The sequence below is a fragment of the Pseudomonas sp. BIOMIG1BAC genome (genome assembly GCF_001705995.2).
Lineage (GTDB): Bacteria > Pseudomonadota > Gammaproteobacteria > Pseudomonadales > Pseudomonadaceae > Aquipseudomonas > Aquipseudomonas sessilinigenes.
The window spans coordinates 772,765-790,659 of record NZ_CP049045.1 but is presented as its reverse complement, the minus strand read 5'-3'; the positions used below and the strand labels follow the sequence as shown (position 1 = coordinate 790,659).

Sequence of the window (17,895 nt, the reverse complement as noted above, 5' to 3'; positions counted from 1 at the left end):
CCATCAGTTCTGCTGGATGGTCTTGGCGATCACTTCGACCGTCGCGCTGACCTGCTCCTGGTAGCGCTCCAGCTCTTCGTCGTGACGCTTGCGCATCTCGATCTGCTGCGAGCACAGGTTCATCGCCGCCAGCACCAAAAGGCGCTCGCCGATCAGGGTCGGGAACTTCTTCTTGGTATCGGCCAGGGTGGCCTGGAGCATCTGCACCGCATCCATCAGGATCTGTTCCTGTCCGGCCGGCGCCTTGAGTGAATAATCCTCGCCGAGGATTTTGACCACCCTCACCCCATCGCTGTGATGTCTCATGGGTTGGCCGGGCTCGCAGTGACGCGCTCAACCAGGGCCTGGATGCGGGCAGCGGTGGCACCGTGCTTTTCTTCCTGCTCCATCAGGTTCAGCTGCAGGCTTTCGTTCTCATCCTTGGCCTGGGCCAGTTGTGCCTTGAGGGCTTCGTTCGTACCGAGCAGCTCCTGGTTCTGTACCACCAGGTCACTGACCAGCTGTTCCAATTGGCTGAGGGATGCTTCCAACATTTTGATCTTCCGGGCTTTTTGCAAAGGGCGCGTACGATAAAGAAAAGTCACCCTGGATGCCAGGGATATCCAGGCGCAAAGCCTTGATTTTGCTGGCGATGACCCTTCCACAAGAGCTGCTAGAGACTGCCATTTCGCCCCGGGGTTCCAAACGTCCTGTCGGACACCGGGAGTTTTCTAGAACCGTCCGACAAATGATCGGAAATTTCCTAAACCCCTTTTGGCGATTCAAGAAGCATTTTCTCGATGCGATAGCCCAGGTGCTGCACCACCCATACAGCGCGAAGCGCGCCCAATACAGGTATGAACAATGTCCCTGCGCACCCTGAATATCGCCCCGCGAGCCTTCCTCGGATTTGCCCTGATCGGCTGCCTGATGCTGTTTCTCGGGACCTTTGCCCTGATCCAGATGGGCAAGATCCACGCGGCTACCGAACGGATCACCCAAGACACCCTGCCCAGCATCAAGAGTGTCGATGACTTCACCCAACTGAGCCTGCGCCTGCGGGTCCATGCCTACCGCCTGCTGGTCAACCGTGACCCCGTGGCGCAGCAGCGAACCCTGGATGCCATGGCCGAGCGCAACCGCAAGATCGACGAGGCGCGCCCGGGCTACGAGGCACTGATCAGCATGGCCGAGGAGCGCGCGGCCTATGACCAGTACATCGACATGCTGACCCAGCACCGCCAGCTGGAAAGCCGCTTGATCGAGCTGTCGCGCAGCAACCAGCTCGACACCATGCAAGAGCTGCTCAATACCCAACTGATGGACAGCGCCGAGAAAATCAACGCCACCCTCAACCGGCTGGTGCAAATCAACACCCGCTACGCCACCGAGGCGGCCGAGGAAGCAGCGCAGTTGTACCGCGATGCGTCGAACCTGGTGATGGCCCTGCTCACGCTGGCCACCGCCCTGACCTTGCTGTTCGCCTGGCTGCTGACCCGCAGCATCACCCTGCCGATCGCCAAGGCCCTGGACGCCGCCGAGGAAATCGCCGAGGGCAACCTGACCCGGCCGATCCACGTCGATGGCAGCGACGAAGCCGGGCGCCTGCTGCGGGCCATGGCCAAGATGCAGGAAAACCTGCGCGATACCCTGCAACATATCTCCGGCTCCGCCACCCAGCTGGCCTCCGCCGCCGAAGAACTCAACAGCGTCACCGAGGAAAGTGCCCGCGGCCTGACCCAGCAGAACAACGAGATCGAGCAGGCCGCCACCGCGGTCAACGAAATGACCAGCGCCGTGGAAGAAGTCGCGCGCAATGCCGTCAGCACCTCCGAGGCTTCCAGGGAGGCCACCACCTCGGCCGGTGATGGCCGCGACCTGGTGCAGGAAACCGTGTCCGCCATCGAACGCATGAGCGCCGACGTCCAGAGCACCGCCGGGCTGATCGGTGACCTGGCCAACGAATCCCGGGACATCGGCAAGGTCCTCGACGTGATCCGTGGCCTGGCCGACCAGACCAACCTGCTGGCCCTCAACGCCGCCATCGAGGCCGCCCGGGCCGGTGAAGCCGGGCGTGGTTTTGCCGTGGTCGCCGACGAGGTCCGCGCCCTGGCCCACCGCACCCAGCAGTCCACCAGCGAAATCGAACGCATGATCGGCAGCATCCAGAACGGCACCGAACAGGCCGTGGACTCCATGCGCAACAGTACCGAGCGTGCCGAATCGACGTTGAACATCGCCCGGGGTGCCGGCCTGTCCCTGGACACCATCAACAGCGCGATCATCCAGATCAACGAGCGCAACCTGGTGATCGCCAGCGCCGCCGAAGAGCAGGCCCAGGTGGCCCGTGAAGTGGACCGCAACCTGGTGAACATCAGTGACCTGTCGGTGCAGTCGGCCACCGGTGCCCACCAGACCAGCGCCGCCAGCAACGAACTGTCGCGCCTGGCCGTGGACCTCAACAGCATGGTCGCCCGCTTCCGCCTCTGAGGGGACTCCAGACAGGCAGAAGCCCCGCCAGCCAGCTCCGCCCTGCGAATTTCACGGGCGGAGCTGCAAACACCGGCCAGCGCGCAACCTGCCAGGGCAATGGATGCCAGGTTAAATCCACGGCAAGACTCAAGACTTTAGTCGTACGACCGATAAGTCACGGTAGATCAGTCTCAAGCCCCGCACGGATGCGCCTTTCCTGGTACCTATCATGTCCCTTCGTAATTTGAATATCGCTCCGCGGGCCTTCCTCGGTTTTGCCATGATCGGCGGCTTGATGCTGATCCTGGGTATCTTTGCCCTGAATCAGATGAGCAAGATCCGTGGCGCCGCCGAGGACATCACCCTGAGCAGCGTGCCGAGCATCAAGAGCCTCGACGAATTCACCCAACTGACCCTGCGCCTGCGGGTGCTGTCCTATCGCTTGCTGGTGAACCGTGAACCGGACGTCCAGCAAAAGACCATGGAACTGCTGGATATGCGCAACCAGCAGATCCGCACGGCCCAGGTCACTTACGAGAAACTCATCACCAGCCCGGCGGAGAAAGCCGCCTACGACCAATACATCCAGCTGTTGGGCCAATACCGGCAGATCGAGGAGCGGATGAAGGCCCTCTCGCGCAACAATCAGGTGGATGAGCTGCGTACCTTGCTCAACACCGACCTGTTGAACAACTCCGAAGCGGTGAACACGGTGCTCAACCGCTTGCTGGAGATCAACACCCAGCAGACCCTGGACACCAATCGCCAGGCTGCCGAGCAATATTCCGCAGCGGTCAAGCTGGTGGTGGTGCTGTTGATCCTGGCCACTGCCCTGACCCTGCTGTTCGCCTGGCTGCTGACCCGCAGCATCACCCTGCCGATCGCCAAGGCCCTGGATGCCGCCGAGGAAATCGCCGAGGGCAACCTGACCCGGCCGATCCACGTCGATGGCAGCGACGAAGCCGGGCGCCTGCTGCGGGCCATGGCCAAGATGCAGGAAAACCTGCGCGATACCCTGCAACATATCTCCGGCTCCGCCACCCAGCTGGCCTCCGCCGCCGAAGAACTCAACAGCGTCACCGAGGAAAGTGCCCGCGGCCTGACCCAGCAGAACAACGAGATCGAGCAGGCCGCCACCGCGGTCAACGAAATGACCAGCGCCGTGGAAGAAGTCGCGCGCAATGCCGTCAGCACCTCCGAGGCTTCCAGGGAGGCCACCACCTCGGCCGGTGATGGCCGCGACCTGGTGCAGGAAACCGTGTCCGCCATCGAACGCATGAGCGCCGACGTCCAGAGCACCGCCGGGCTGATCGGTGACCTGGCCAACGAATCCCGGGACATCGGCAAGGTCCTCGACGTGATCCGTGGCCTGGCCGACCAGACCAACCTGCTGGCCCTCAACGCCGCCATCGAGGCCGCCCGGGCCGGTGAAGCCGGGCGTGGTTTTGCCGTGGTCGCCGACGAGGTCCGCGCCCTGGCCCACCGCACCCAGCAGTCCACCAGCGAAATCGAACGCATGATCGGCAGCATCCAGAACGGCACCGAACAGGCCGTGGACTCCATGCGCAACAGTACCGAGCGTGCCGAATCGACGTTGAACATCGCCCGGGGTGCCGGCCTGTCCCTGGACACCATCAACAGCGCGATCATCCAGATCAACGAGCGCAACCTGGTGATCGCCAGCGCCGCCGAAGAGCAGGCACAGGTAGCCCGCGAAGTAGACCGCAACCTGGTGAACATTCGCGACTTGTCGGTGCAGTCGGCCACCGGCGCCAACCAGACCAGTGCGGCCAGCAACGAACTGTCGCGCCTGGCCGTGGACCTCAACAGCATGGTCGCTCGCTTCAGTCTCTGAGGGGCCCTCCAGACAGGCAAAAGCCCCGGCGGATACCGTCTGCCGGGGCGCCCGCCGCCGCCATGAAAAGCCTTTGACAGCGGCACATTTCAACAGGTTAGAATCGCTGGCACGCAGACTGCATGGCCAGTTGGCGCCCGCCTTTTCCGCTCTGGAGTACAGCCTTTGAATGCAACGACCATCAACAGCCTGTTCTTGATCGGCGCGTTGCTGGTAGGTGCGAGCATTCTGGTCAGTTCCCTCTCTTCCCGCCTGGGCATCCCGATCCTGGTGATCATCCTGGCCGTGGGCATGACTGCCGGTGTCGATGGCGGCGGAATCATCTTCGACAACTACCCGACCGCCTACCTGGTGGGCAACCTGGCCCTGGCAGTGATCCTGCTGGACGGTGGCCTGCGCACCCGGGTCGCGAGCTTTCGCGTGGCGCTCTGGCCGGCGCTGTCACTGGCCACGGTGGGAGTGCTGATCACCACCGGGCTCACGGGTATGGCCGCGGCCTGGCTGTTCGACTTGAACCTGATCCAGGGCTTGCTGATCGGTGCCATCGTCGGCTCCACCGACGCCGCGGCGGTGTTCTCGCTGCTGGGGGGCAAGGGTCTCAACGAACGGGTGACCGCCAGCCTGGAGATCGAGTCCGGCAGCAACGACCCAATGGCCGTGTTCCTCACCGTGACCCTGATCGACATGCTGGCCAACGGTCATACCGGACTGCACTTGAGCCTGCTTGGGGAGCTGATCCGCGAGTTCGGCATCGGTGCGGTGATCGGCCTCGGCGGTGGCTGGCTGATGCTGCAACTGGTCAACCGCATCCACCTGGCCAACGGCCTGTATCCGATCCTGGTAATCGCCGGCGGCCTGGTGGTCTTTGCCCTGACCAATGCCCTGCACGGCAGCGGCTTCCTCGCGGTGTACCTGTGCGGCCTGGTGATCGGCAACCGCCCGGTGCGCAGCCGCCACGGCATCCTGCACATGCTCGACGGCATGGCCTGGCTGGCACAGATCGGCATGTTCCTGGTGCTCGGGCTGCTGGTCACGCCTCACGACCTGTTGCCCATCGCCCTGCCGGCCCTGGGCCTGGCCCTGTGGATGATCCTGTTCGCCCGGCCGTTGTCGGTGCTGGTGGGGCTGCTGCCGTTCAGGGCTTTCCATGGCCGGGAAAAAGCCTTTATCTCGTGGGTCGGGCTGCGTGGCGCGGTACCGATCATTCTCGCGGTATTCCCGCTGATGGCCGGCCTGCCCAACGCCCAGCTGTACTTCAACCTGGCATTCTTCATCGTGCTGATCTCGCTGCTGCTGCAAGGCACCAGCCTGCCGTGGGTGGCCAAGTGGCTGAAGGTCACGGTCCCACCGGAGCCGGCACCGATTTCCCGGGCCGCCCTGGAGGTCCACGTCACCAGCGAGTGGGAGCTGTTCGTCTACCGCCTGGGGGCGGAAAAATGGTGCATCGGCGCCGCCCTGCGCGAACTGAAAATGCCCGAGGGCACGCGGATCGCCGCCCTGTTTCGCGGCCAGCAACTGCTCCATCCGTCGGGTAGTACGGTACTGGAAGCCGACGACCTGCTGTGCGTGATCGGCCATGAACACAACCTCCCGGCCCTGGGCAAGCTGTTCAGCCAGGCCCCGGAACGCGGTCTGGACCTGCGCTTCTTCGGCGACTTCGTCCTCGAAGGCGACGCCCAGTTGGGCGCGGTCTCGGCGCTCTACGGCCTCAAGCTCGACGGCCAGGACGCCGACATGCCACTGGCCGCCTTCATCGCCCAGAAAGTCGGCGGTGCACCGGTGGTCGGTGACCAGGTGGAGTGGAACAACACCACCTGGACCGTCGCGGTGATGGACGGGAACAAGATCGGCAAAGTCGGCGTCAGATTCCCCGAAGGAAGTCGACCCGGCCCCGGACTCTTCCTCTAAACTCGGAAACGCGTCAGATTTTTACCGACGCATTCCCCCATTCCTACTTGCTTGCTCGACCGACCTCTATGCCGACCCTGCGTAAAATTTTCGCGATTGCCCTGCTGGGCCTGAGTCTCTCCGTCGGCGCCGCACAGGGCGGCGAGCCGCCCAGCGCCGAGGCGGTCCAGCAAAGCCTGGACAAGATCGCCGAGCGCAAGCTTTCCGAGGCCGATCAGAAGGCCCTGCAGACGCTCCTGCAGAACACCCTGAATCAGTTGGCTAACCAGCAGGACTACGAGCAGCGCCTGCCGGAACTCAAGCAACAGTTGGCCAGCGCTCCGCGCCAGACCCTGGAAAACCAGCGCGAGCTGGAGCGCCTCAAGGCCAGCAAGGTGGTGCCGGTAACCCAACGCTATGCCGCGCTGAGCGTGACACAGCTGGAGCAACTGCTGGCCGAGCGCACCACCGCCCAGGGTGAACTGCAAAAAGCCCTGGCCCAGGCCAACAGCCTGACCATCAGTGCCCAGACTCGCCCCGAACGGGCCCAGGCCGAGATCAGTAACGGCCAGACGCGGATCCTGCAGATCAACACCATCCTCAAGGCCGGCAAGGACAACGGCAAGCTGCTGAGCAACGACCAGCGCAACCTGCTCAATGCCGAACTGGCGGCGATCAATGCCTTGATCCCGCTGCGTCGCCAAGAGCTGGCAGGCAACAGCCAACTGCAGGACCTGGGCAGCAGCCAGCACGACCTGCTGGTGGAAAAGATCGCGCGCCTGGAGCAGGAAACCCAGGATCTGCAGACCCTGATCAACCAGAAGCGCCTGGCCCAGTCCCAAGAGACGGTCACCCAGCAGTCCATCGAAGCGCAGAAAGCCGGCGGTAGCAGCCTGCTGGCCACCGAGAGCGCCTTCAATCTCGAAGCCTCCGACTACTTGCTGCACTTCACCGACCAACTCAACGAACAGACCCAGCGCAACCTGCAGACCAAGCAGCAACTGGACAACGTGACCCAGGTCGCCGCGGCGCTGGACGAGCAGATCAGCGTGCTCAAGGGCAGCCTGTTGCTGTCCAAGATCCTCTACAAGCAGAAACAGGCCCTGCCCCGGCTGAAAGTCGACCGCGACCTGGCGAACAATATCGCCGATATCCGCCTCTATCAGTTCGAGGTCAGCCAGCAGCGCGAGCTGCTCAGCAGCCCCACCGCCTACGTCGACAACCTGCTCAAGAACCAGCCGCCCGAGCAAGTCACCCCGCAGTTGCGCAAGACCTTGCTGGAACTGGCCAATACCCGGGTCGACCTGCTGGACCGCCTGAACCGCGAATTGAGCGCGCTGCTCAACGAATCCATTACCCTGCAGTTGAACCAGAAGCAGTTGCTCAGCACCACCCAGACCTTGCGCTCGACCCTCGACGAGCAGATGTTCTGGATCCCCAGCAACAAGCCACTGGACACCACATGGCTGCGCCAGGTGCCCGATCGCTTGCAGTATCAGATCAACAACTTGCCCTGGGCCTCGAGCTTCAGCGAGCTGATCGACGCACTGGTGCAACAGCCCTTGCTGTTCCTGCCCTTGCTGCTGTTGATCGGCGCCCTGTTGTGGCGGCGCAAGAGCCTGTATGCGCGCCTGAGCAAGGTGCACAAGGATATCGGCCACTTCAAACGTGACAGCCAGTGGCACACGCCCCTGGCGATCCTGGTCAACGTCCTGCTGGCGATGCCCCTGGCCCTGGGCCTGGCGCTGTGCGGCTACGCCCTGCAGATCGACGCCCGGGGACAGAACGCCACCCTCGGCGCCGCACTGCTGCAGATCGCCCAGGCCTGGCTGGTGTTCTACACCGCCTACCGGATCCTCGCTCCCGGTGGTGTGGCCGAGTTGCATTTCCGCTGGGAAAAACCCCAGGTGGAATTCCTGCGTGGCTGGATCCGTCGCCTGGGCCTGGTGGTCCTGGCCCTGGTGGCGGTGGTCACGGTGGCCGAGTTGCAACCCGCGGCCCTGGCCGAAGATGTATTGGGCATCGCCGTGGTGCTGACCTGCTATGCCCTGATGGCCTGGTTGCTCAGCCGCCTGCTGCTGAGCAGCCCAACCCATGAAAACGCCTCGCTGTTCCGCAAGGCTGTCGGCGTGCTGTTCACCTTGCTGCCGATCGCCTTGTTCATTGCCGTGTGCTTCGGCTTCTACTACACCGCGCTGAAGCTCAGCGATCGCCTGATCAACACCCTGTACCTTTTGATGCTGTGGCTGGTGGTCGAGGCCACCTTCGTCCGTGGCCTGGCCGTCGCGGCGCGGCGCCTGGCCTACCAGCGCGCCTTGAGCAAGCGCCAGGCAGCCAAGGAGGCCGGGGAAAACGGCGAGGCGGTGGTCGAAGAACCGACCATGGACATCGAGAAGGTCAACGAACAGTCCCTGCGCCTGATTCGCCTGGCCCTGCTGGGTGGCTTCATGGTCGCCCTGTACTGGGTCTGGGCCGACCTGATCTCGGTGTTCTCCTACCTCGACCGGGTGACCCTCTACGAGTACACCAGCGGCACCGGTGCCAACATGAGCATGGTGCCCATCAGCATCGGCGACTTGATCGGCGCGCTGATCATCGTCGGCATCACCTTTGCCCTGGCGCGCAACCTGCCGGGCCTGTTGGAAGTGCTGGTGTTGTCCAAGCTGAACCTGGCCCAGGGCAGCGCGTACGCCACCACCACCTTGCTCTCCTATGCCATCGCCGGGGTCGGTTTCGTCACCACCCTGTCGACCCTCGGGGTCAGCTGGGACAAGCTGCAATGGCTGGTGGCCGCGCTATCGGTAGGCCTGGGTTTCGGCATGCAGGCGATCTTCGCCAACTTCATCTCCGGCATCATCATCCTGTTCGAGCGACCGGTACGGATCGGCGACACCATCACCATCGGCAACCTGTCGGGCACAGTGAGTCGGATCCGCATCCGCGCCACCACCATCACCGACTTCGACCGCAAGGACATCATCGTCCCGAACCAGACCTTCATCACCGGGCAACTGGTCAACTGGTCGCTGACCGACACCATTACCCGCGTGACCTTGAAGCTGGGCGTGGACTACGGCTCCGACCTGGATCTGGTCAAGGAACTGCTGCTCAAGGCCGCCCGGGAGAACCCACGGGTGCTCAAGGAGCCGGAGCCCCAGGTGTACTTCCTCAGTTTCGGCGAGAGCACCCTGGACCACGAACTGCGCATGCACGTGCGCGAATTGGGCGACCGCAACCCGGTGATCGACGAGGTCAACCGCTTCATCAGCCGCGAGTTCAAGAAGCAGCACATCAACATCTCGTTCCGGCAGATGGAGGTCTACCTCAAGAATCTCCAAGGCCAGGAGTACAAGATGGTGCCCATTGGTCCGGAGAAGCCCCAGGACCCGCCAGCGCCGGAAAAGCCAGCACCCTAACGCCCGGCGAACTCGACGCGAACGGCTTTGCCCAGCAGAATACTCGGACATTCTGCTGGGAGATGGCCGTTGAAAGCCCTCGACGAACTGACCTTCGACAATCGTTTCGCCCGCCTGGGCGACGCCTTCTCGACCCATGTGCTGCCCGAGCCCCTGGACAACCCGCGCCTGGTGGTGGCCAGTCCGGCAGCCATGGCCCTGCTGGACCTGGACCCCGCCGTCGCCGAAAGCCCGGTGTTCGCTGAGCTGTTCGGCGGACACAAGCTGTGGGCCGAGGCCGAACCTCGGGCGATGGTCTATTCCGGGCACCAGTTCGGCTCCTACAACCCCCAGCTGGGAGATGGTCGCGGCTTGCTGCTAGGGGAAGTACGCAACGATGCCGGCCAATACTGGGACCTGCACCTGAAGGGTGCCGGCCAGACGCCCTACTCGCGCATGGGCGACGGGCGCGCGGTGCTGCGCTCCTCGATCCGCGAGTTCCTCGCCTCCGAGGCCCTGCATGCCCTGGGCATTCCCAGTAGCCGGGCGCTGTGCGTCATCGGCTCGGACACCCCGGTGTGGCGCGAGAAGCAGGAGCGCGGCGCCATGGTCCTGCGCCTGGCGCCCAGTCATATCCGCTTCGGGCATTTCGAATATTTCTACTACACGCGCAAGTCCGAACAGCACACCCAACTGGCCGAACACGTGCTGGCGCAGCATTTCCCCGAATGCCGCGAACACCCCCAGCCCTATCTGGCGATGTTTCGCGAGATCGTCGAGCGCAATGCCCAGCTGATCGCCAAATGGCAGGCCTATGGCTTCTGCCACGGCGTGATGAACACCGACAACATGTCGATCCTGGGCATCACCTTCGACTTCGGCCCCTTCGCCTTCCTCGACGACTTCGACGCCCACTTCATCTGCAACCACTCCGATGACCAGGGTCGCTACTCCTTCAGCAACCAGGTGCCCATCGGCCAATGGAACCTCAGCGCCCTGGCCCAGGCCCTGACCCCATTGATTGCGGTTGACGACCTGCGTGAAACGCTGGGCCTGTTCCTGCCGTTGTACCAGGCCCACTACCTGGACCTGATGCGCCGGCGCCTGGGCCTGACCCATGCCGAGGACGCCGACCAGCAACTGGTGGAACGGCTGCTGCAACTGATGCAGGGCAGCGCCGTGGACTACAGCCTGTTCTTCCGCCGCCTGGGGGACACAGCGCCGGAGCTGGCCGTGGCGCAGTTGCGTGACGACTTCGTCGATCTCAAGGGCTTCGATGCCTGGGCCGAGTCGTACGTGGCGCGGGTAGCCCGCGATCCGCTGCAGGACCAGGAACAGCGCCGGGTGCGCATGCACGCGGTCAATCCGCTGTATGTCTTGCGCAACTACCTGGCGCAACAGGCCATCGAAGCCGCGGAATCGGGCGACTACAGCGAAGTGCGGCGCCTGCACCAGGTGCTGAGCCGGCCGTTCGAAGAACAGCCCGGCATGGACAACTACGCCAAGCGGCCGCCGGACTGGGGCAAGCACCTGGAGATCAGCTGTTCGTCCTGAGTCAGGCGAACACTTCCATTGCCACCTTGAAGCGCTCGGACAGCCAGCGCACCTGCCGCAGGTTGAGCTGGCGCTTGCCACTCAGCACTTCGGAAACCACCGATTGCGCCCCGACCCCGGGCAAGTCGCTCTGGGTCAGGCCGTGCTCGTGCATCAACGAGCGCAAGACCTCCACGCCACTGACGGGAGGTATCGGCCGATGCTCTTCGTCATAGGCCTCGATCCAATCACCGATGATGTCCACCAGTGAGGCCAGCGGATGAGCCTCATCCTCGCCCATGATGTCCAGCAATTCATCCAGGGCCAGGGCCAGAGCATCGTAATCGGCCTCGGTCCTGGGCTTGCGCAGCAGCGGCGCGACGAATTGCCAGTGCTCCGCCGCCTGGCTGACCAGTACGCTCATTCTATTTCCTCCTTCCACAGCCCCTTGTCGTAGCTGGCGTGGTCCAGTACATGCCTGATGTAGAGCCGCTGGACTCCATAGCGCACCAGTGCGATCAACCTCAGTTTGTTGCCGCCGATGTCGAAGACATGGAAGCGCCCGACCTTATCGACCGCCGGAAACAACGCCTTCATATCGGAAAAGTCCTCTGGCCTGGCGCCCTTGGCCTTGCGATACCAGGTATCCAGCGCTCGTGCGGTCTGCGGCCACTGCTCCTTGGCCTGCCAGATACGTTTTGCGGTGATGATATGCATGCAACCTCCCTATCGCATGTTGCTATCGAGGCTAATCAGCAAATCCGACCATAGCAATACGCTATGCAGTCGGTCGGACCGACGGTCCGCCTTCTGGCAAGACTAGAGATTGCGCAGCACCGACTGCCCGCCGATATGTGAGCGGATGCAACCACCGGCCCGGCGGCTTGATAAATCCACGCCACGACTCCAGATAGGTGCCATTGGCCACTGACCCGGAACCCGACCATGACCGACCCACTGTTGATTCCCTGCCCGCATTGCAACGGCCTCAACCGCATCCCCGCCGAGCGCCTGGGGGACCATCCCAAGTGCGGGCGCTGCAAGGCCGAGGTGTTGCTGGACAAACCCTTTGACTTGAAACAGGGCGACTACGCCAGCCAGATCAAGGGCGACCTGCCGTTGCTGGTGGATGTCTGGGCAGACTGGTGCGGGCCGTGCAAATCCTTTGCGCCAACCTTCCAGCAAGCCGCCGCGCAACTGAGCGGCAAATGCCGCCTGGCCAAGCTGGACAGCGAAGCCAACCAGCAGCTTTCGGCGCAACTGGGCATTCGCTCGATTCCAAGCCTGATTCTGTTCAAGAATGGCCGGGAGGTGGCGCGGCAAAGCGGCGCCCTGCCCTTGCCACAGTTGATCGGCTGGTTGCGCAGCCAGGGGATTTGAGAGAACGCCGTGAGCGCCGGCCAAAGCCTTGCGTTCACGGCAACAGCAGGGTCAGGCGTTTTCCAGCAGGTGGTGCAGGTCGACGAACTGTTGGGTCAGCTTGTGCCGTGGGTCGAGATGGATCAGCGGCAGGCTGGCCTGGTGTGATTCACGCATGCGCACCGAACTGGCCAGGTACACCGGCAGCACCGGCAGGCCCTCGCCAATCAGTTCGTCGAGCATCTGTTGCGGCAGGCTGGCCCGGGCCTGGAACTGGTTGACCACGATGCCCTCGACCTCGAGCGCTTCGTTGTGGTCTTCCTTCAACTCCTCGATCTCAGCCAGCAGGCCGTACAGGGCCTGGCGGGAAAAACTGTCGCAATCGAAAGGGATCAGCACACGATCGGCCGCGATCAACGCCGATACCGCGTAGAAGTTCAGGGCAGGCGGGGTATCGAGGTAGATCCGCTCGTAATCCTCGGACAACTCGTCGAGCAACTTACGCAGCTTGTTGATCTTGTGCTTGGCCTCCAGCTTGGGCTGCAGGTCCGCCAGCTCGGCCGTGGCGGTCACCACATGCAGGTTGTCGAACGGCGTCTCGTAGATATCCACCTGGTTCTTCTTGGAGAACGGGCCAGAGGACAGGGTCTGCTTGAAGAAGTCGGCGATCCCCATCGGAATGTCCTCGCCGGTCAAGCCGGTGAGGTACTGGGTCGAGTTGGCCTGGGCATCCAGGTCCACCAGCAAGGTGCGATAACCCTCGCTGGCGCTGACCGCCGCCAGATTGCAGGCAATACTGGACTTGCCCACGCCACCTTTCTGATTGAACACCACACGCCGCATGTCAAAACCTCCGTGTATCAAAGATCCCCGAGTGTAGTAGCCCCCGCAGCCGCTTAGCTACCTCGGCAACACAAGATCCTCGGCCCGCCCCGGGGCCTGGCGGAGCGCTAGCCCAAGGCAGAAAGCCAATAGCGGCAAAACGACATCAACGAACACGGCGTCATCGCCTCGATTTGCGACCAACAGCCCAACCAGCATTTGCTACAAGCCAGTCGCACCGGGATAATGCGCGCCACCGACGCACTCGCGTCCCCCCGGTCAGTCAGTATTTCCAAGCACTGCACCACATCAAGGAAGCCCGCAGGGGCGGGATGAACCAATTGATCAAGTTCAATATCGCCCAATGGCGTGCTTGGGCCCCTGGGCTCGAAAGCGTGGACGCCTGGCAGGCATGGGGCCAACATCCGGCCCTGCCCGAAACCAGCGATAGTGCCCCCGACGTGTCCTTCCTGCCCGCCATGCAGCGGCGCCGTCTCAGCCGCCTGGCGCGCATGGCGTTCAGCGTGGGCTGGCCCCTGGCCGAAGGCCTTGAGCAACTGCCCCTGGTGTTCATCTCCCGTCACGGCGAAACCCCGCGGACCTTCGAGATTCTCAGCGACCTGGCCGCCGAACAGCCGCTGTCCCCCACGCAGTTCAGCCTTTCGGTGCACAACGCAGTGATCGGCCTGTGGTCCATCATGCGCGGCGAAACCAGCGAGATGTCGGCCCTGGCGGCCGCCGGCGACGGCCTTGAGCACGGTCTGCTGGAAGCCGCGGCGTTGCTGTCCGAGGGCGCCTCCCACGTGCTGCTGGTGATTGCCGAGGAACAACCACCGCCCGTGTACGCCGACTGGATCGACGACGTGCCATTTCCCTACGCCCTGGGCTTGCTGCTGACCCCGGGCGACGACTGGCAACTGTCCCTGGGCCACCACGATGGCCAGCTCCCCAGGGCTCCCTGGCCCCACGCCCTGAACCTGTTGCGCGCCCTGATCGGTGCGCAGCATCAATGCCAACATGCCTGGATGAGTCGCGTATGGACCTGGCAACGCAACCGGTAGGCACCAAGGGCCGCGACGCCTATCTCTGGCGCCTGCTGGCCACGGCCCTGAGCTTCGCACTGTTCGGACTAGGTGGTTTATGCCTGCGCCTGGTGATTTTCCCCCTGCTTGCCTGCCTGCCCGGCGATGCCCGGCGCCAGCGCCTGCGTGCGCGCAAGACGGTCAGCCGGTTGTTCTGGCTGTTCATCCGCTTCATGGCGCGCAGCGGGGTGCTCACCCATGACGTCCAGGGTGCCGAACAGCTCGGACGCCCAGGACAAATGATTATCGCCAACCACCCATCGCTGATCGACGCGGTGTTCCTGATCGGCCTGGTCCGCGATGCCAACTGCGTGGTCAAGGAAAGCCTCTGGAACAACCCCTTCACCCGGGGCCCGGTGCGCGCCGCACAGTACATCAGCAACGATGGCAGCCTGGACATGCTCGATGGCGCCTCCCAGGCACTGCACGAAGGCCAGACGCTGATCGTCTTCCCAGAAGGCACCCGCACCCAGCCAGGCCAGGCCCCGACCTTTCATCGGGGAGCCGCGGCAATCGCCCTGCGCGGTGCCAGAGTGATCACCCCGGTGGTGATCAAGGTCAGCCCCAGCACCCTGACCAAGGCCGAACCCTGGTACCGAATCCCGCAGCGCCGCGTGCACTTCAGTTTTCACGTCGGTGCCGATATAGACCCACAGACCTTTGCAGCCCAGGGGCCCGCGCCCCAGGCTTCGCGCAAGCTCAATGAGCACTTGCACCACTATTTCACCAAGGAGCTCGCCAGAGATGAGCGATACACACCCGGACCTGATTCTTGAAATCAAACTGCTGATCATCGACGCCCTGGGCCTGGAAGACATCAGTGCCCAGGACATCGACAACGAGCAGACGCTGTTCGGCGAAGGCCTCGGCCTGGACTCGGTGGACGCCCTGGAGCTGGGCCTGGCGATCCAGAAGAAGTACGGCATCAAGATCGATGCCGACGCCAAGGACACCCGCAACCATTTCAGCAACGTGGCGAGCCTTGCGGCGTTCGTCAGCGCAAAACAGGCAGCTTGAGAACCGACCATGCAAACCCGTGACGACATCTTCAACACCCTGCGCGACGCCCTGGTCGAGCTCTTCGAGCTGGAGCCCGCCAGCATCAGCCTGGAGTCCAACCTGTACCAGGACCTGGAAATCGACAGCATCGACGCCGTCGACCTGATCGACCACATCAAGCGCCAGACCGGCAAGAAAATCGCCGCCGAGGAATTCAAGTCGGTGCGTACCGTCAACGATGTGGTCGAGGCGGTGTATCGCCTGGTCCAGCCGGCGGCATGAGCCGACTGATCGGCCTGGGCTTGTTGCTGGCCGGCCTGCTTTACCCCTTCGCCGTGTACTTGGGCATGGAGCATTTCGCGCCATGGCAGTTCGGCCTGTTGCTGGGCAGCCTGTGGCTGGCCCGTGCCTTGACGGGCGGACGCGATCGCGGCAGCCGGTGGATGGCGGCCATGGCCATTATCTTCTGCCTGCTGCTGGCGTGGCTCGATCACCCCGGGCTACTGCGCTGGTACCCGGTACTGATCAGCAGCTTCATGCTCGGCCTCTTCGGCCTCAGCCTGAAGTACGGACCGCCAGTGGCCGAGCGCCTGGCCCGCCTCAGCGAACCGGACCTGCCGGAGAAAGCCATACGCTACACCCGCCAGGTAACCATCGCCTGGAGCCTGTTCTTCCTCTGCAATGGCGCGCTCGCCGCCGCCCTGACGCTCTGGGCACCGCTGAGTTGGTGGACGTTGTACAACGGCCTGATCGCCTATGGGTTGATGGGCTTGCTGTTTGCCATTGAATGGCTTTTACGACAACGGGTACGAGGCCGTAGATGAACTGGATTCCCCTTGAGCAACTGCTGCTCAAGACGCACAGCCCACGGCCGGTCAGCGCCCATCCCGGCATCGACCTGCAGCGCCTGCAGGAACAGGCCTTGAGCCTGGCCGCAGCCCTGGAACAACGCGGCATCAAGCGGGTAGCGATCTACCTGGAAGATGCCGTGGAACTGGCGGTGGCCCTGCTCGGTGCCTGGCGCGCCGGGGCCAGTGTGTTGCTGCCGGCCGACCTGCAAGCCCAGACCCGCCAGCGCTGGGCGGCGGATGTCGACCTGTGGCTGACCGACCACGACACCCCTTGGCAACCGATGCAGGCCAGCCCGCTGGCTGCGACCGAACTCGATCTCGACCGTTGTCGACTGAGCCTGTGCACCTCCGGCTCCAGCGGCGAACCCAAGCGCATCGACAAGACCCTGCGACAACTGGCCAATGAAGTGCAGGCCCTGGAGCGACTCTGGGGCAACGACCTCGGCCAGGCCTGGATCATTGGCAGTGTCGCCACCCAACACATCTATGGCCTGCTGTTTCGCGTGCTCTGGCCGCTGTGCGCCGGACGCCCGTTCATGCGGCGCCAGTTGCCTTTCCCCGAGGACCTGCAGCGAGCCAGCCGCGAGTGCCCGGCGTTTGCCTGGGTCGCCAGCCCCGCCCTGCTCAAGCGCATGGGCGACAATCTCGACTGGCCGGCCCTGAGCCAGGTGCGGCGGGTGTTCTCTTCCGGCGGCGCCTTGCCGGCGGATGCGGCCAGCAGCCTGCAACAACGGCTGGGACAATGGCCCACCGAGATCCTCGGCAGTTCGGAAACCGGCGGCATTGCCTGGCGCCAGGGCCAGGCGCTGTGGCAGCCGTTCGCCGAGGTCGGCCTGAGCCTGGATGCCGACGGAGCCCTGCTGATCACCTCGCCTTACCTGCCAGCCGGGCATGTCGAGCACAGCGCCGACGCCGCACGGATTGCCACCGATGGCCGCTTCGAACTGCTGGGTCGCCTGGATCGTATCGTCAAGCTGGAGGAAAAACGCATTTCCCTGCCCATGCTGGAGCAGGCCCTGGAACGCCATGCCTGGGTCGCGGAAGCACGGCTGGGGGTGATCGAGGAAAACCGCGCCTACCTGGGTGCCCTGCTGGTACTCAGCGAGCCAGGCCTCCACGCCTTGCGCAACCAGGGCCGGCGCAACCTGACCCAGGCCCTGCGCCAGCACCTGGCGCAACATTGCGAAGCCCTGGCCCTGCCTCGACGCTGGCGCCTGCTCCGCCAATTGCCACTCAACGCCCAGGGCAAGCTCCCCCAGGCGCAGGTCCAGGCCCTGCTTGAGGCACCGCGCCCGCAGCACCCCGAAGTGCTGGAGCGGGTATGCCATGAAGACGAATGGCGCCTGCAACTGGCCGTTCCCCCGGACCTGGCCTACTTCAGCGGCCACTTCCCCCTGACCCCGGTCCTGCCTGGGGTGGTGCAAGTGGATTGGGCCCTGGCCCTGGGCCAGCAGTTGCTTGAGCTGCCGGAACGCTTTGCTGGCATGGAAGTACTGAAGTTCCAGCAACTGGTCCGCCCGGGCGATCGCATCGAACTGCACCTGCGTTTCGACGCCCAACGGCAGAAGCTGTACTTCGCCTACCTCAATGACGGCGCCCCCTGCTCCAGTGGACGTATTGTCCTGGAGCCAGCCTGTGGATAAATCATCGGCCAGCACGCC

At 63.8% G+C, this 17,895-nt stretch carries 17 protein-coding genes and 2 pseudogenes; 14 read left to right on the top strand and 5 right to left on the bottom strand.

Annotated elements, in window-relative coordinates; genetic code table 11:
- Positions 1 to 3: 3 nt before the first annotated feature.
- Positions 4 to 306, bottom strand: coding sequence for a cell division protein ZapA (locus ATY02_RS03585; protein ID WP_068581499.1), 303 nt, complete (start codon positions 304 to 306; stop codon positions 4 to 6).
- The gene (locus tag ATY02_RS03580) at positions 303 to 533 is read right to left on the bottom strand and encodes a hypothetical protein (RefSeq protein WP_068581496.1); all 231 of its coding nucleotides are present in this window, start codon (positions 531 to 533) and stop codon (positions 303 to 305) included. The genes ATY02_RS03585 and ATY02_RS03580 overlap by 4 nt, the downstream gene beginning before the upstream one ends.
- A gap of 310 nt (positions 534 to 843) precedes the next feature.
- On the opposite strand from ATY02_RS03580, the pseudogene ATY02_RS36505 reads away from it, so the two are divergent.
- From ATY02_RS36505 to selO, 7 genes and pseudogenes are all read left to right on the top strand, one after another.
- Positions 844 to 1,614 (top strand): annotated as a pseudogene (locus tag ATY02_RS36505) (MCP four helix bundle domain-containing protein); the annotation flags it as partial.
- The gene (locus ATY02_RS36500; protein ID WP_416220672.1) at positions 1,597 to 2,469 is read left to right on the top strand and encodes a methyl-accepting chemotaxis protein; all 873 of its coding nucleotides are present in this window, start codon (positions 1,597 to 1,599) and stop codon (positions 2,467 to 2,469) included. The pseudogene ATY02_RS36505 and the gene ATY02_RS36500, both read left to right, overlap by 18 nt.
- 211 nt (positions 2,470 to 2,680) lie before the next feature.
- Positions 2,681 to 3,451: pseudogene (locus tag ATY02_RS36495) on the top strand (MCP four helix bundle domain-containing protein); the annotation flags it as partial.
- Positions 3,434 to 4,306 carry a methyl-accepting chemotaxis protein gene (locus ATY02_RS36490; protein ID WP_416220671.1) on the top strand — a complete coding sequence of 291 codons (873 nt, stop codon included), beginning with the start codon at positions 3,434 to 3,436 and terminating at the stop codon, positions 4,304 to 4,306. The pseudogene ATY02_RS36495 and the gene ATY02_RS36490, both read left to right, overlap by 18 nt.
- Positions 4,307 to 4,471: 165 nt before the next feature.
- Positions 4,472 to 6,214, top strand: coding sequence for a potassium/proton antiporter (locus ATY02_RS03565; RefSeq protein WP_068578618.1), 1,743 nt, complete (start codon positions 4,472 to 4,474; stop codon positions 6,212 to 6,214).
- Between the two features lie 68 nt (positions 6,215 to 6,282).
- Positions 6,283 to 9,609: a mechanosensitive channel MscK gene (gene mscK, locus ATY02_RS03560; protein WP_068578619.1), complete on the top strand. Its 3,327-nt coding sequence runs from the start codon at positions 6,283 to 6,285 to the stop codon at positions 9,607 to 9,609.
- 69 nt (positions 9,610 to 9,678) lie between these two features.
- Positions 9,679 to 11,142, top strand: a complete 1,464-nt coding sequence (gene selO, locus ATY02_RS03555; protein ID WP_068578621.1) for a protein adenylyltransferase SelO — start codon at positions 9,679 to 9,681, stop codon at positions 11,140 to 11,142.
- Position 11,143: 1 nt separating this feature from the next.
- Here the strand turns inward: selO and ATY02_RS03550 are convergent, their stop codons facing one another.
- A complete protein-coding gene (locus ATY02_RS03550; protein WP_068578624.1) occupies positions 11,144 to 11,545 on the bottom strand; it encodes a helix-turn-helix domain-containing protein in 402 nt (133 codons plus the stop codon).
- Positions 11,542 to 11,838 carry a type II toxin-antitoxin system HigB family toxin gene (locus ATY02_RS03545; protein ID WP_022640299.1) on the bottom strand — a complete coding sequence of 99 codons (297 nt, stop codon included), beginning with the start codon at positions 11,836 to 11,838 and terminating at the stop codon, positions 11,542 to 11,544. The genes ATY02_RS03550 and ATY02_RS03545 overlap by 4 nt, the downstream gene beginning before the upstream one ends.
- Before the next feature lie 228 nt (positions 11,839 to 12,066).
- On the opposite strand from ATY02_RS03545, the gene trxC reads away from it, so the two are divergent.
- A complete protein-coding gene (gene trxC, locus ATY02_RS03540; RefSeq protein ID WP_068578626.1) occupies positions 12,067 to 12,501 on the top strand; it encodes a thioredoxin TrxC in 435 nt (144 codons plus the stop codon).
- A 51-nt stretch (positions 12,502 to 12,552) separates the two neighbouring features.
- Here the strand turns inward: trxC and ATY02_RS03535 are convergent, their stop codons facing one another.
- Entirely contained in the window at positions 12,553 to 13,323 is a 771-nt protein-coding gene (locus ATY02_RS03535) for a ParA family protein (RefSeq protein ID WP_068578628.1), read from the bottom strand.
- 311 nt (positions 13,324 to 13,634) lie between these two features.
- On the opposite strand from ATY02_RS03535, the gene ATY02_RS03530 reads away from it, so the two are divergent.
- From ATY02_RS03530 to ATY02_RS03505, 6 genes are read left to right on the top strand one after another with little or no spacing between them, the layout of a single operon-like run.
- Positions 13,635 to 14,363, top strand: a complete 729-nt coding sequence (locus ATY02_RS03530) for a beta-ketoacyl synthase chain length factor (protein ID WP_068578630.1) — start codon at positions 13,635 to 13,637, stop codon at positions 14,361 to 14,363.
- The gene (locus ATY02_RS03525) at positions 14,339 to 15,160 is read left to right on the top strand and encodes a lysophospholipid acyltransferase family protein (RefSeq protein ID WP_068578632.1); all 822 of its coding nucleotides are present in this window, start codon (positions 14,339 to 14,341) and stop codon (positions 15,158 to 15,160) included. Before ATY02_RS03530 ends, ATY02_RS03525 begins: the two co-directional genes overlap by 25 nt.
- On the top strand, positions 15,129 to 15,401 hold the full coding sequence (locus ATY02_RS03520; protein WP_068578634.1) for a phosphopantetheine-binding protein: 273 nt from the start codon (positions 15,129 to 15,131) through the stop codon (positions 15,399 to 15,401). The genes ATY02_RS03525 and ATY02_RS03520 overlap by 32 nt, the downstream gene beginning before the upstream one ends.
- A gap of 9 nt (positions 15,402 to 15,410) precedes the next feature.
- The gene (locus ATY02_RS03515; RefSeq protein WP_068578636.1) at positions 15,411 to 15,665 is read left to right on the top strand and encodes an acyl carrier protein; all 255 of its coding nucleotides are present in this window, start codon (positions 15,411 to 15,413) and stop codon (positions 15,663 to 15,665) included.
- Positions 15,662 to 16,207, top strand: a complete 546-nt coding sequence (locus tag ATY02_RS03510; RefSeq protein ID WP_068578638.1) for a hypothetical protein — start codon at positions 15,662 to 15,664, stop codon at positions 16,205 to 16,207. Before ATY02_RS03515 ends, ATY02_RS03510 begins: the two co-directional genes overlap by 4 nt.
- Positions 16,204 to 17,877 (top strand): acyl-CoA synthetase family protein, encoded by a 1,674-nt coding sequence (locus ATY02_RS03505; protein WP_068578640.1) that lies wholly within the window; start codon positions 16,204 to 16,206, stop codon positions 17,875 to 17,877. Before ATY02_RS03510 ends, ATY02_RS03505 begins: the two co-directional genes overlap by 4 nt.
- Positions 17,878 to 17,895: the final 18 nt, after the last annotated feature.